This window comes from Rhodobacter sp. 24-YEA-8 (assembly GCF_900105075.1).
GTDB lineage: Bacteria > Pseudomonadota > Alphaproteobacteria > Rhodobacterales > Rhodobacteraceae > Pseudogemmobacter.
This window is the reverse complement of sequence record NZ_FNSK01000001.1, coordinates 3,289,897-3,302,495: the sequence shown is the minus strand read 5'-3', so window position 1 is coordinate 3,302,495 and position 12,599 is coordinate 3,289,897. Positions and strand designations below refer to the sequence as shown.

Below are 12,599 nucleotides of genomic sequence, written 5' to 3'. Positions count from 1 at the left end.
CATGGATCTCTGGAACTATCTTGAATATGCGGCCTGGGCCGCATCGGCGCTGTTTGGCGTGTTCATCGTGATCGACTGGATCAAGACCGACAGCCAGTACAGTGAAGAGTTTCTGACCTCGTCGCGCGAAGGCGAGCTGGAAGCGCTCACCGAAGAACAGCATCATCGGGGGTGAGGGAATGGCACAGGAACAACAAACCGAACATGTCGGCCTTGCCCGCGTTCTTGGCCCCGCCCATGTCTGGGCGCTCGGGGTCGGCATCGTGCTGGTGGGCGAATATATGGGCTGGAACTTCGCGGTCGGAAAGGGCGGTGCCTATGCGGCGCTGATCGCCTGCTGGTTCGCGGGCATCCTTTACAGCTGCGTTGCGATGATCGACTCCGAGGTCACCTCGACGGTCGCAGCTGCCGGCGGCCAGTATACCCAGGCCAAGCATATCGTCGGCCCGCTGATGGCCTTCAATGTGGGGCTTTATCTCGTCTTCGCCTATACGATGCTTGAGGCGGCGAATGCGATCACGGTGGGCTTCCTCGTCGATACGGTGGCCACGATGTCGGGCCATACCGGCGTGCTGGATCAGCGGCCGTTCATCATTCTGGCGATCATGTTCCTCGCCTGGCTGAACTATCGTGGCGTGCTGGCAACGCTGACCTTCAACCTCGTCATCACCGCCATTGCCTTCTCGGCAGTGATCATCCTGTTCCTCGCGACTTCGGGCATTTTTACCACCAGCCCGTTGCAACATGCGGAACTGATGAGCGGCCCCGCCTCCCTGCCCTATGGCTGGCTTGGCATCCTGGCGGCGATGCATTTCGGGCTTTGGTATTACCTCGGGATCGAGGGCACCACCCAGGCCGCTGAAGAAGTACGTTCACCGGCGCGGTCGCTGCCCTTCGGCACGCTTGCAGGGGTGATGACGCTGGCGATTGCGGCCACGCTGACCTGGTATGTCTGCTCCGGCCTGATGCCCTGGGAATATCTTGGCCAGGCCGGGGTGCCGCTGTTTGACGCCGCGCGGCTGTCGGGATCGACCTTCCTGATGGTGCTGTTGGGCATCGGCACGCTGTTCGCGACGCTGGCCTCGGCCAATGGCTGTATCAATGACGCGAGCCGCGCCTGGTTCGCGATGGGGCGCGACCGCTATCTGCCCGGCTGGTTCGGGGCGGTGCATCCGCGCTATCGCACCCCGTATCGCGCGATCATCTTTCTGGTGCCGATCGCGCTGATCTTCGCACTTGGTGCGCCGATCGACCAGGTGATCACCTTCTCGATCCTTTCAGGATTGCTCGGCTATACTTTCATGCCACTGAACATCATCCTGTTCCGCCGCAAATGGCCGCTCGATTCGATCAAGCGCGGCTATGAGCATCCGTTCCATCCGGTGCCGGCTTTCGTGCTGCTTGCGCTGTGTGGCACCACATTCTTCGCGGTGTTCCTCGGCTATGGCACCCAGCTTGTGGCGATGATCGCCTTCTATATCGTCGTCTCGCTGTGGTTCCACTTCTGGCGCTACCGCTTCGTCAACCGGGGGGCGCAATTCACCATGCCCTGGCCGAAACCGCGTGGCTACTGAAATGGAAGCGGGCATTCTCGCCCTTATTCTCGGCGGGGGGCTGGTCATTCTGGCCCTCCGTCTTTCGCGCGCGACCCGCGCCCGCCGCATCGCGCGCGAAGGATATTTCGACCTGATCGCTCCGCATATGACCGGCCTCAGACGCGCGGTAATGCCCACGGGTTTCGCCCGCATCTCGGGCCAGATCGGCGGCCAGCTGACCGATCTGCAACTGATCCCCGACACGCTGACCTGGCGGAAACTGCCAACGCTCTGGCTTCTGGTCACGCAACCCGGCGCGCTGCCGGTATCGCAGCGCATCGACCTCATGGTGCGCCCGCGCGGGATCGAGCCTTTCTCGACCTTTGACACCCTGCCGCATCAGACCAGCCTGCCGCAGGATTTTCCCTTTGACGCCTGCCTGCGCAGCGAGACCCCGCTTTCACCCGGCGAGGCCGCCCTTCTTCAGCGCCATCAGCATCTGCTGCAGGACCCCCGCATCAAAGAGCTGATCATCGCCCCCGAGGGCCTGCGCCTGACCTTTTTCGCCGATCAGGCCGAACGCGGCCGCTACCTGATTTTCCGCGAGGCCGAGATGGGCCGCGACCCGCTGGAGCCCGAAACTCTCGCGCCCCTTCTCGGGGCGCTGGCGGATCTGCGCGCCGATATCCTCGCCGGGGCCTCTGACAAAGACGCAAGGAAATCCGCATGAAAACGCCCCCGAACCCCTATCTCGTGCTGGCGTCTGCCATTGTGCTTCCGGGTTCCGGCCAGGTCTGGAACGGCGAGCCGCTGCGCGGGCTGATCTTCCTGTTCTTCATCTTCCTGCTGGGCGGTTTCACCATGGTCACCGCCGGGCCGGACATCTCCTTTGTCGGCCGCTATGCCGGCGGCTTCTTCGTCTGGGCCATGGCGATCTTCGACGCCTATAAGCGCGCCCGCATCCGCACCGAGATCACCGCCCATAAGGGTCGCGCCACCTGAGCCCCCTTCGCCCCGCAACCGTTCCGCGCTATTGAAAGCGCAGGTGTTGTGGGGGGTGAGGATGGATCTCTGTCTCAATATGATCGTGCGCGACGAGGCGCCGATCATTGCGGAAACGCTGGCAAATATCCTCGACCATATCGAAATCTCGACCTGGGTGATCCATGATACCGGCTCGCGCGATGCGACGCCGCAGATCATCCGCGATTTCTTCGAGACGCGCGGCATTCCCGGGCAGCTGGCCTTCCGCGACTGGGAGAATTTCGGCGCCAACCGCCAATATGCGCTGAAGGATGCCGAGGGCCGCGCCGAATTTGCGCTGATTTTCGACGCCGATGACGGGTTCGAAGGCACCCTGCCCGAGATGCCGCAGGATTGTGACTCGCTGACGCTGAACATGAAGCGCGGAGCGATCACCTATCCGACCAAGCTGATCTTGCGCAATGATGGCCGTTATCGCTGGCGCGGCGTGGTGCATGAGGGGCTGTATTTCCAGGGCGCACCTGACCGCGCTCCCTTAGGTGGCGCAGAAAAAGTCGTGCATGTGCCCGGCGATTACGCGGTGATCAGCCGTTCCGCGGGCGCGCGCTCGCGCGATCCGGTCACCTTCCTGCGCGATGCTGCGATGCTGGCGAAAGCGGTCGCGACGCTGCCTGACGCCGACCGCGACCTGCTGCCACGCTACGCGTTTTACTGCGCCAATTCCTGGCGCGATGCCGGCGCCTCGCATGAGGCAATCCACTGGTATCGCCGCCGCATCGACCTTGGCGGCTGGAAGGATGAGCTCTGCCTGTCCTGGATGGGGCTCGGGATCGAACTGCGCAAGACCGGCGACACAGAAGGTGCGATCCAGGCCTTTATGCAGGGACATGAAGTCTGTTCCGACCGCGCCGAATGCCTGTTCCATCTGGTGCAACTGCTCCGGGCCGAAGGGCGACCGGAAATGGCACTGATCCTCGCGCGCGAAGGGCTGAAGATCCCGCTGCCGGCGCGGACGCGGCTGTTTCTCTGGTTCGACATCTATGCCTTCTGGATGGATTTCGAATATCTCATGTGCCTCAAAGCGCTGAACCGGCTGGCCGAGGGCGAAGAGGCACTGGCGCGGATGCGGGCAGCCCATGCGCCGGCGCATCTCTTCGCGCTGATCACCGGTTGACCGGGCGCAGGCTGGCCCAACGTGCCAGGCGCTGGCATCTCAGCGCTCCCCATGATCTCATGCGCGATTGCGGGCAGCGGGAGGCTGGCGGTTTCTGCACGCAGGCTGCCCGCTATATCGCCGCGCTGATCACAGCCATCAGATTATCGCGCCCGGGCGGTGTCAGGTCGATGCCGGCATGCTTTCCTGCCTTATGGCCCCTGGGGGGCGGCGTGTGGTTTCAGCACGGGCCGCGACAGCTGTGCCTCAGCCGCGAAAGCCGCCATTTTTCAGAAAACGCGCCTCATCCGGGTGGGTTTCACGTTTCAGGATCCGGTTCCTGTGCGGAAAGCGGCCGAATCGTCGGATAATTTCGTGATGGCCCTCGGCATGGGACAGCCAGGGCTGGCCAAGCCGACGGTTGAGCCGCAGTGCGACCTCCTGATCGGCCAGATCCTCGGAATGCGAAAAGGGCAACGCGAAGAAGAGCCGCAGTTCGGGGTCAACATCGGCGGCATGACCGCGCGCCTCCGCCTCGCGTGCGAAAGCACGGGCCTGACTGTCGGTCGCATACATCCGTGCCGTACCGCGAAAGGCGTTGCGCGGAAACTGGTCAAGCAGGATTATCAGCGCCAGCGCCCCTTCGGGCGTACGGATCCAGCCCTCGGGATCCTCCGCTGCCACATGTTCATGCAGCGCCAGAAAGCGGTCGTGAAAAATGCGGTCAAAAGCCGGGCGCTGCGCGAACCAGTCACCGCGCCGGCCGGCCTCCTGCCAGAAGGTGACGACATCCTCTGTTTTGGGGGTGAAGGGCAACATACGGGGCTCCAACCGATAAAGGGCGGCCCGGCCGCTGGGGACGACCGGGCCAGGAGTGGTGGTTACTTCGTGGTGTAACCGCCATTCACAAGGATCGTCTGGCCGGTCATCCACCAGCCTTCGGTGACGAGGAACCGGATCCAGGGCGCGATATCTTCGATGTCGGTCAGCCCGGTCTTTGAAAAGCCCGAAAGCGCTGCGGCCGATTTGTGATAGGCCTGCGCGTCAGGCGCTTCCTGACCATAAAAGAACGGCGTATCCATCGGACCCGGGCCGATTGCGGTCACCGAGATCCCGCGCGCGCCGAATTCTTTCGAGGCAGCCCGGGTGAAATGCTCGACCGGCGCCTTGGTGCCGGCATAGCTCGCATAAAACGGGGTATAGGCGCCCAGAAGCGAGGTCACCAATGTGCAGATCGCACCATTGTCCTGCACCGCGCGCCCGGCTTCTTTCAGGAAGAAGAAGGCCGCTTTGGCATTGACGTCGCTCATCTCGTCATATTCGGCCTCGCTGATCTCTGAGATCGGCTTTTTCAGCACTTTGCCAACCGTATTGATCGCAATATCCGGGCGGCCAAGCGCGGCTTCGGCCTCGGTGAAAAACCGGGTGACCGCCGCCGCCGTGGTCAGATCGGCCTGGATCGCAATCGCCTTCGCCCCTGCGCCCCGCACCGCCGCGACAGTCGCCTCGGCCTCGGCCGCGCTGGCCGCACTGTTGTAATGGACCGCAATCGCCTTTGCTCCGGCAGCGGCGAAGTCGCGCGCCAGCAGCCCGCCCAGGTTCTTGGCCCCGCCTGCGATGAAGATGGTCTTGCCCGTGATACTCCGTGTCATCGTCGCACTCCTACTGGTTACGGAGTGGAATTTATGTTCTGAATGAATTAAATAAACTCACAAATTCTGGCTTCATATGTCGCAGGATTCGAACAATAGACCAGTTGACCCTCTTTCAGATCTTCACCCGTGTGGTGGCCACCCGCAGCTTTACCAGGGCTGCGGATATATTGCAGATGCCGCGCTCCAGCGTCTCGACCGCGATCGCGGAACTGGAGGCGAGGCTTGGGATACGGCTGCTGAACCGCACCACCCGCGTTGTCGCCCCCACCGCAGAGGGCGAGGAATTCCATGAGAGATGCCTCGCCTTTCTGGCCGAAAGCGAAGAACTCGACAGCCTGTTTCGCAGTGGTGCGCGCCAGGTTGAGGGGCGGGTGCGGATTGATCTTCCGGCGCGGATCGGGCGGCTGATCGTGGCGCCTCAACTGCCCGGGCTCATGGCGCGCTGGCCGGGTCTGCAGGTCGAACTGGGCATGACCGACCGGGCGGTGGATCTGGTCGGGGAAGGCATAGATCTGGCGCTGCGGGTCGGGCCCCTCACGGATTCCGGGCTCAGGGCGCGGCGCCTGGGCGAAATCGCCCAGATCAATGTCGCAAGCCCGGCCTATCTTGCGCAGTATGGCACACCGCAGAACCCGGGCGACCTGGGCCGACACTGGCAGGTCGCCTATGCCTCGCCCTCGACCGGGCGGGTGGCGGAGTGGGACTGGCAGGCAGGCGCGCAAGACAAAAGCTGCGCTGTGCCCTGGCGGGTCTCGGCCAATAGTGCCGAGGGCTATATTGCAGCGGCACTGGCGGGGCTCGGGCTGATCCAGATCCCCGCCTATGATGTCGCCGCCCATATCTCCTCGGGCGAGCTGGTTGAGATTATGACCGCCTATCGTCCGCCCGCCATGCCTATGCATCTGCTGTTTCCCGGCCGCCCGCGCGGGCTGCGCCGGATCACCGCCGTTTCCGACTGGCTGGAAACCGTGATCCGCGCAGAGATCACCGGCTGAAGCCCTCGCCTCTTTTCAGGAAACCGCGCCGAGGGCTTTCAGCGCAAGATACATCAGACCCGAAGCCAGCGCCGTTGCGGGCACCGTGATCACCCAGGCCAGAATGATGGTCATGAAATGCGACCGGCGCACCAGCTTGCGACGGCGGCGCTCTTCGCTGGCCATTTCCGGCAGTTCCACCGCCCCGGTCATCTGCCGCATCCGCCGCGCCTCCACCGCCTCGCGGAAAAAGCCGACGCCGAAAATACCACCGATCGCGATATGGGTCGAGCTGACCGGCAGACCGAACCAGCTGGCCGCGATCACCGTCACCGCCGCCGAGAGCGCCACGCAATAAGCGCGCATCGCGTTCAGCCGGGTGATCTGGCCGCCCACCATGCGGATCAGCCGGGGCCCGAACAGCAAAAGCCCGACCGAGATCCCGAGCGCCCCGATCAGCATGACCCAAAGCGGCACCGCCGCCGTGGCCACACCGCCATGCAGCAGCGAGACGATGGCCGCCAGCGGCCCGATGGCGTTCGAAACATCATTGGCACCATGCGCAAAGCTCATCAGCGCCGCAGAAAGCACCAGCGGTATCTGGAACAGCACTTTCAGCGATTTATTGCGGTTTTCCAGCCCCCTGGAGCGGCGCAGGATATAGGGCTTTGCCGCCGCCCAGCTGAGCCCGCAGGCGATCAGCCCGATCAGCAGCGCATGGCCAAAGCTGAGATCGATCAGATGTTTCAGCCCCTTGAGCGAAAGATAAGTGGCGAAGGCCCCGGCCATCACTGCGATCAGCACCGGCACCCAGACCCGCGCCGCAGCGATCTTGTCGTCGCGGTCGATCACCAGCTTGTGCACGACCCACAGTGCCGCTGCCGCCAGCGCCCCGCCCATTGCCGGCGAGATGATCCAGCTGGCGGCGATGCGGGACATGCCGCCCCAGTCCACCGCACCAAAGCCGGCGGCGGCCACGCCTGCTCCGACCACGCCGCCGACAATGGCATGGGTGGTCGAAACCGGGGCCCCCACCCAGGTCGCAAGGTTCAGCCAGAGCGCCGATGACAGCAGCGCCGCCATCATCGCGACCACGAAAGACGCCTCATCCCCGAGGCTCGACGGCGCAATGATCCCCTTGGCGATGGTATCGACCACCTCGCCCCCGGCAATCAGCGCACCGGCGGTCTCGCAGATCGCGGCGATGGCCAAAGCGCCGGCCATGGTCAGTGCATTGGCGCCCACTGCCGGGCCCATATTATTCGCCACATCATTGGCACCGATATTCAGCGCCAGATAGGCCGCGAAAGCTGCGGCCACCACAATCACCAGCCCGCCCGAGCCGCCCCCGGACACCAGTGCCGCCCAGAGCGCGGCAAGCGCCACGAAGACAAGCCCCAGACCCACCGCGACCAGTGGCTGCGCCACATAAGAGGTCGCAAGTTCCAGCCGGGAGATCCGGCTCAGGTCGCGGTCCAGCACTTGCCAGCCGGGCTCGGGCTGATCGCGCAGCTGCGGGTCGGTTCTGTCGCTCATAGGGTCTCACGGCGTGGAAGGTGGCGGGAAATCGGGAACGGGCAGCGGAGGGTCCGCCGGGATGCGATCAGGCGGGTGTGATCAGCTGCGGCGCGGCGCGCAGCAGGCGGGCCAGCTCCGGCTCATCCACGAGGCTCGCGGCTTTTTCCGGCGCGAACCATTCGCGTTTGCGCCGCCCCGCCTCGGGGTATTTGTCAAGCAGCCGGTCGACGCGGATCGCCCAGACATCGACCATCGTGCGCGCCGGCACGTCGCCCGCGAGCCGCTTCTGGTATCTGTAACGGCCAACAAGCTGCGGCTGCGGGTCTTCGATACGGATCCCGGCCTCTTCCCAGGCCTCTTCCAGCGCGGTCCCGGCGCCGTCGCGGCCCATTTGCGGCCAGCCCTTCGGCAGGATCCAGCGACCGGTGGTCAGCGAGGAAATCAGCAAAATCTCGATCCCACCGACATCCGTCTCATGCCAGCACAGCGCCGCCACCTGGTAATGCGAAGGCCGGCGCAGGATCAGCGCCCCGAAATCGGTCCAGATTTTCCTAAACATACGCACCCCCCGGGTTCGGGCCTGTCCCAGTCAGCCCCCTAACAGGCCCGCATCCGATGATCGACAGTAAACGTCATAATTTCGTTACAAAGTTCATACATTCGTGGCAGGACAGTCTTTTTCGCGGCTGCCCCCGCCAGGAAAGGCAGGCCGGGCCCTGCGGGATCTGTAAATTCATCTTTGCAAACCAGCCCCGACTACAGATCAAAGTAAAGAATAGCTGCCATAAACCGCCCCTTCCCCTGCAGATAAGGGCAGCGCCACCGCCGAGGCGGTTTTCGTCACCCTTGCCGCGGTCAGCCAGCAGATGCAGGCGCTGGAGGAGGAATGGCAGGTAAGATCTTCAACCGCGCCACAAAGGACGCCGGAGTTTATCCCGCCGGGCCGCGCGCTGCTGGCCAAGGCGCGCGCTATCGTCCGGGCCTATGACGATAGCGTGTCCGAGGCATGCCGTGGGAGGAGCCGCAGGAGGCCCACATTCGGGACTATGTCCGCGAAGTCGACTTCCCCCAATGTCTCGTCTGGGTAGAGTACGATATCAGCGCTTCCCCGGCGTGGAAGGTCCAGACGGCGATCCATGAAGATCATCCGCAGGGCCAATGCGCGCAGAGGCAGGAGTGATAGCTGACAGCGAAGTTTGCAGGGCGTGACACGCAAGGTTGCAGCAAACAAGATTCGGGCCATACGCCCGTTCTAGGGGTACGTGCCAAGGCTATCGTAGCCGGTAATCGCGGGGAGGTCCGGCCCCAAACCTCGCCAGCCGATCCGAGGAACCCAAACTTCCCTGTTGGCTGCCCTCTCAAAAAAATTGCCGAGGTCAGCTTTCTTTTCCACACCAAGGTACGTGAGAAGCCGTGTGAGTTCTTTTTGTGATCTCGCACGCTGAAATGCCCTCATGGGGCTGCCGGTCATCCTGTAGCCGAGTGTTCGCGGCCCCCATCCCACTGTGCCTGCCAACGCCCCCCGCAGGTACAAGATGAAGTCGCACTCCATCAATTCATCGAAGGACGATGGTGAGGTGGCAGACCGATCATCTTTTCTGGCGGGAGCAGATCGTCTCGGACCTCATCGCGCAAACCGTTTTCCAGCGAGAGCAGCGCAACCAGCGGCGCAAGCATTTCGCCCGTTCGACGATAGCCCTCACGGGCGATAGCAAGCGTAGTGGGGGCGACACCAAGCTCATCAAGCAGGTCGAGACCCAAATCAGCGCTTCCCCGGCGTGGAAGATCCAGACGGCGATCCATGAAGATCATCCGCAGGGCCAATGCGCGCAGAGGCAAGAGATCGGTCGTGAGCGCGATCAGTCTCAACCGGGGAGCGGGCAGCTGCGCCAGTCTCTGACGATTATCAGACAGCCCCGGCCAGCTTTCGAGTACGCAAAAGAGATCGTCGGCAGCAAGGTTCTTCGGGCAGGCGACCATGCGGATAGTTATGGCCGCCGCAACCGCCCATTCCCCGCCAAGGCGCTGCCGGAACCGCTTACCCTCCAGTGCGACGGTGACAATCCCGGCGGTTGTCAGGTCTGCAACTCCTATATCCTCGAAGGCGATGATTCCCGCGCGCCGCCAGAAGCGATCCGGCGCTATCTCAAGCAATGTCGATGCGGCTTGCAATGCCAGTTCGAGTCGCCCACGCCTGACAGCTTTTTGCAGCAGGCTCATAGCCTGCCACACGGTGATGCTAATGGGGGTTGGACGGGGGGGTATACCCCCGTTCGCGGTGGCATGGTCGAGCGCTTCTCGAAAGCGTTCCAATTGGTCGTTCTGGGACATTCAGCTCCTCCTTGAGCGAAGGGGAGCAAGCCCATTGTGCCCTCGTATAACGTATTCAGGACCGAGGCGCAGGGAAGGAAAATGCGGATACGGCGATAATATAGTTAACTTTTCAATATCTTAATTCACATGGGGACAAATGATGGAAGCGGCAGCGGCAAGCGGTCAACTGCACATGTCTCACAGGCCGGAATGAGCGTGTAGAGAACGAGTGCCAAACGCAAAAAACTGTGCGGGCAAATAAGTTAACGTTTCAGGAGCAATTCTCTCAATGTGTCTCTCGGGCCGATTTGTCTCTGGCCGCCAGATCAGGGGCATCATGCCATTCTCAGGGCATCCTGCTCAGGCAAATCATACGAAATCTGATCAACAAGTTCCCGCATATGGGCCAGTTTCACACCGGAGCCATAGCGTGCGTTAATCGAGTCGTTCTTGTGGCCCACCACGGCCTCAATCGCATATGCAGGGGCTTCTGCCGCGCGCATCGCGTCGATGAAGCTGTGGCGGAAGCTGTGAAAGGCGGTTCGTTTACCGTAGAAACCGCAATCCTTCGCGTAGCGTGTCCACCATTTTGAAAAATTGGTGCTGAAATATCCGTCATTCCCCGGTTTAAGCTCTGGGAACAAGCGCTCTCCAGATTTCACACCGTCGACGTACCTGAGAAACCCGGCTTCGATCAGGTGCTTGTGGATCGGCACTTGCCTGATCGACGAATTGGTCTTGAGCCGCTTGCTTACCCCCGGCGTTTTGGCGTTGTCGAAGAACCAAACCCCGTTCTCCTGCTTTATGTCAGCTCTGAGCAGCTGGACGATCTCCCCGAGCCGCATCCCCGAATACAGCGCGATCAAGGGGACCCAGAACTTGCCGTCACGCAACAACAGGGTTCCGGCGGTATTGGAATGCGCCTCGCTCTTACGCCCAGTGTACACGGGCGACCGGAAGATCTTGCGCAATTGGTCCTGCGAATACGGAGCGCGGTCTTCCTCCGCATCCCGCTCGGGCCGTTCAACCTTAACTTTGGCCCCCGGGATTTTCGCCAGATAGCCTTCATCAACAGCCCAACCCAACATTGTCTTAAAGAAGCGCAGCCGCTTCTCCTGCGTGGCATAGCTCAGCGTCGCCCCTTCGGTGTTCGCCTCGGCCAGCGCGAGCAGGCTTTCCCCTGCCGCTTCCTTGCTCTTTTGGGCATTGGGAGGCAGGCTCACGATCAGATCCCGCAAAGCACGTATGTGTTTGTCCGTGATCGACGTGATCAGCATCTCCGGCTGTATGACCGAAAAGACGATCTGCATGGTGTAACCAAGATCGCTGGCGGTCTTGACGGACCACTTTCCCTTACTCTTGGCCTTTTGAAAGCGCTCCACCAGCTCCGTGACGCTGATTTGCTCGACACTGTCTTCGACAGCAGCAAGGGCTGAGACAGGTGCAGGTTGCTTGGGGTCCGCCTCTTCGCCCGGCGGCAAGGGCAGATCATCCGCTGTGATCCCGACGAACATAGCATCACGAGGCGCTTGCGGCTCTCCCGTCAGTTCGGCCACAAGATGCTGCGCGCTATCTATGCGGGCGCGCAGGACGCCCCTGCAGGCGTGGTGCAAGGCATCCAGCCCCGAGGTAGACGCGCTGGCCGGGATGCCTTCCAGCAGTTCCCTGGCCTCGTTCTGAATGGCCTCAGCGTATACGCGACTGCGGAGCTGTTCTCTGTATCCCTTAACACGCTCTGACAGGCCCTCAGCCTCGGGATAGATATCGAAGACCGGATCGCTGGGGTAGATCGTCGCAATTTCCTCATTGCGGTTCAGGCAAGTCTGAAAATAGCGCCGGAGCTGATCGTTGATCTGCTCAATCGTGGTCTTCGTCATTCGCTCCAGCCCCAGAAAGTATCGGTCGAGCGTGATCGAGAGCGCCCGGCATTTCTGGGTCGCAGCGTAACGGCAGCCAGTCCGCAACGACAAGGAGAGTTCGCTGCGCCCGACTCGGGCAACGAGGCGGCGCGGGACGCTCATGCGGAAGTAGAAGACCGCTCCGCGTCTGACGAGTCGTGATGTGGTGCCCATCCTTGGCCCCCGCTGTAGCAGTGTGCTGTAGCAGGAACAGGTTCGACCAGATTATCCTTGAAAATAACGTTGGCGTTCAATGCTTTGAAGGCCAAGTGGCGGAGACGAAGGGATTCGAACCCTCGAGACCCTTCCGGGCCTGCACCCTTAGCAGGGGTGTGCCTTCGACCACTCGGCCACATCTCCACCGCCTCGTATATTGAGCGAAGGCCGGATAAACAAGGGCTTTTTCACCGGGCCAAAGTCATGCGGGCATCACCTCTGTACGGCAGGAATTTTCCGGCTGTTCAGCGAGGTGATCGCCGATATGTCGCGGCCACACCTGCGGAAAAGCACAATTTCTGGTGATATCCGGCGCCTGTTCACACAAGACCACAGAAGATCGCAGCGAGCCG

At 62.2% G+C, this 12,599-nt stretch carries 12 protein-coding genes and 1 tRNA gene; 6 read left to right on the top strand and 7 right to left on the bottom strand.

Translation table 11 applies throughout. The features are described from left to right. Window position 1 precedes the first annotated feature (1 nt). From BLW25_RS24475 to BLW25_RS15900, 5 genes are all read left to right on the top strand, one after another. Window positions 2-175, top strand: a complete 174-nt coding sequence (locus BLW25_RS24475) for a hypothetical protein (protein ID WP_092900846.1) — start codon at window positions 2-4, stop codon at window positions 173-175. A gap of 4 nt (window positions 176-179) precedes the next feature. Further along, entirely contained in the window at window positions 180-1,574 is a 1,395-nt protein-coding gene (locus tag BLW25_RS15915; RefSeq protein WP_092900843.1) for an APC family permease, read from the top strand. Continuing rightward, window positions 1,564-2,265, top strand: coding sequence for a hypothetical protein (locus BLW25_RS15910; RefSeq protein ID WP_143040526.1), 702 nt, complete (start codon window positions 1,564-1,566; stop codon window positions 2,263-2,265). Before BLW25_RS15915 ends, BLW25_RS15910 begins: the two co-directional genes overlap by 11 nt. Next, window positions 2,262-2,537, top strand: a complete 276-nt coding sequence (locus tag BLW25_RS15905; protein WP_171909586.1) for a hypothetical protein — start codon at window positions 2,262-2,264, stop codon at window positions 2,535-2,537. The genes BLW25_RS15910 and BLW25_RS15905 overlap by 4 nt, the downstream gene beginning before the upstream one ends. Window positions 2,538-2,598: 61 nt before the next feature. Continuing rightward, complete coding sequence (locus BLW25_RS15900) at window positions 2,599-3,693, top strand: glycosyltransferase (RefSeq protein WP_171909585.1); 1,095 nt, start codon at window positions 2,599-2,601, stop codon at window positions 3,691-3,693. Window positions 3,694-3,939: 246 nt separating this feature from the next. Here the strand turns inward: BLW25_RS15900 and BLW25_RS15895 are convergent, their stop codons facing one another. Together BLW25_RS15895 and BLW25_RS15890 are read right to left on the bottom strand one after the other, a co-directional pair. Beyond that, entirely contained in the window at window positions 3,940-4,491 is a 552-nt protein-coding gene (locus BLW25_RS15895; protein ID WP_092900832.1) for a DUF924 family protein, read from the bottom strand. A 62-nt stretch (window positions 4,492-4,553) separates the two neighbouring features. Then, entirely contained in the window at window positions 4,554-5,324 is a 771-nt protein-coding gene (locus tag BLW25_RS15890; protein ID WP_092900829.1) for an SDR family oxidoreductase, read from the bottom strand. Between the two features lie 104 nt (window positions 5,325-5,428). Here BLW25_RS15890 and BLW25_RS15885 point away from each other — a divergent pair, with 104 nt between their 5' ends. After that, complete coding sequence (locus BLW25_RS15885) at window positions 5,429-6,322, top strand: LysR family transcriptional regulator (RefSeq protein WP_253188512.1); 894 nt, start codon at window positions 5,429-5,431, stop codon at window positions 6,320-6,322. Between the two features lie 15 nt (window positions 6,323-6,337). Here the strand turns inward: BLW25_RS15885 and BLW25_RS15880 are convergent, their stop codons facing one another. The 5 genes from BLW25_RS15880 to BLW25_RS15850 all read right to left on the bottom strand — a co-directional run bounded on the left by BLW25_RS15880 (window position 6,338) and on the right by BLW25_RS15850 (window position 12,390). Then, complete coding sequence (locus BLW25_RS15880) at window positions 6,338-7,837, bottom strand: inorganic phosphate transporter (protein ID WP_092900826.1); 1,500 nt, start codon at window positions 7,835-7,837, stop codon at window positions 6,338-6,340. A 67-nt stretch (window positions 7,838-7,904) separates the two neighbouring features. Beyond that, window positions 7,905-8,378: an NUDIX hydrolase gene (locus BLW25_RS15875; RefSeq protein WP_092900823.1), complete on the bottom strand. Its 474-nt coding sequence runs from the start codon at window positions 8,376-8,378 to the stop codon at window positions 7,905-7,907. Window positions 8,379-9,370: 992 nt separating this feature from the next. Next, the gene (locus BLW25_RS15860) at window positions 9,371-10,150 is read right to left on the bottom strand and encodes a hypothetical protein (protein ID WP_092900814.1); all 780 of its coding nucleotides are present in this window, start codon (window positions 10,148-10,150) and stop codon (window positions 9,371-9,373) included. Between the two features lie 317 nt (window positions 10,151-10,467). After that, window positions 10,468-12,204: a site-specific integrase gene (locus BLW25_RS15855; protein ID WP_092900811.1), complete on the bottom strand. Its 1,737-nt coding sequence runs from the start codon at window positions 12,202-12,204 to the stop codon at window positions 10,468-10,470. A 96-nt stretch (window positions 12,205-12,300) separates the two neighbouring features. Further along, window positions 12,301-12,390 (bottom strand) — tRNA-Ser (locus BLW25_RS15850). Window positions 12,391-12,599 lie beyond the last annotated feature (209 nt).

Excerpts from the sequence above, each read along its gene's own strand:
- BLW25_RS15860 (WP_092900814.1), bottom strand. The coding sequence starts at position 10,150 with ATGTCCCAGAACGACCAATTGGAACGCTTTCGAGAAGCGCTCGACCAT.
- BLW25_RS15890 (WP_092900829.1), bottom strand. The coding sequence starts at position 5,324 with ATGACACGGAGTATCACGGGCAAGACCATCTTCATCGCAGGCGGGGCC.
- BLW25_RS15895 (WP_092900832.1), bottom strand. The coding sequence starts at position 4,491 with ATGTTGCCCTTCACCCCCAAAACAGAGGATGTCGTCACCTTCTGGCAG.
- BLW25_RS24475 (WP_092900846.1), top strand. The coding sequence starts at position 2 with ATGGATCTCTGGAACTATCTTGAATATGCGGCCTGGGCCGCATCGGCG.
- BLW25_RS15855 (WP_092900811.1), bottom strand. The coding sequence starts at position 12,204 with ATGGGCACCACATCACGACTCGTCAGACGCGGAGCGGTCTTCTACTTC.
- BLW25_RS15900 (WP_171909585.1), top strand. The coding sequence starts at position 2,599 with ATGGATCTCTGTCTCAATATGATCGTGCGCGACGAGGCGCCGATCATT.
- BLW25_RS15915 (WP_092900843.1), top strand. The coding sequence starts at position 180 with ATGGCACAGGAACAACAAACCGAACATGTCGGCCTTGCCCGCGTTCTT.
- BLW25_RS15905 (WP_171909586.1), top strand. The coding sequence starts at position 2,262 with ATGAAAACGCCCCCGAACCCCTATCTCGTGCTGGCGTCTGCCATTGTG.
- BLW25_RS15875 (WP_092900823.1), bottom strand. The coding sequence starts at position 8,378 with ATGTTTAGGAAAATCTGGACCGATTTCGGGGCGCTGATCCTGCGCCGG.
- BLW25_RS15880 (WP_092900826.1), bottom strand. The coding sequence starts at position 7,837 with ATGAGCGACAGAACCGACCCGCAGCTGCGCGATCAGCCCGAGCCCGGC.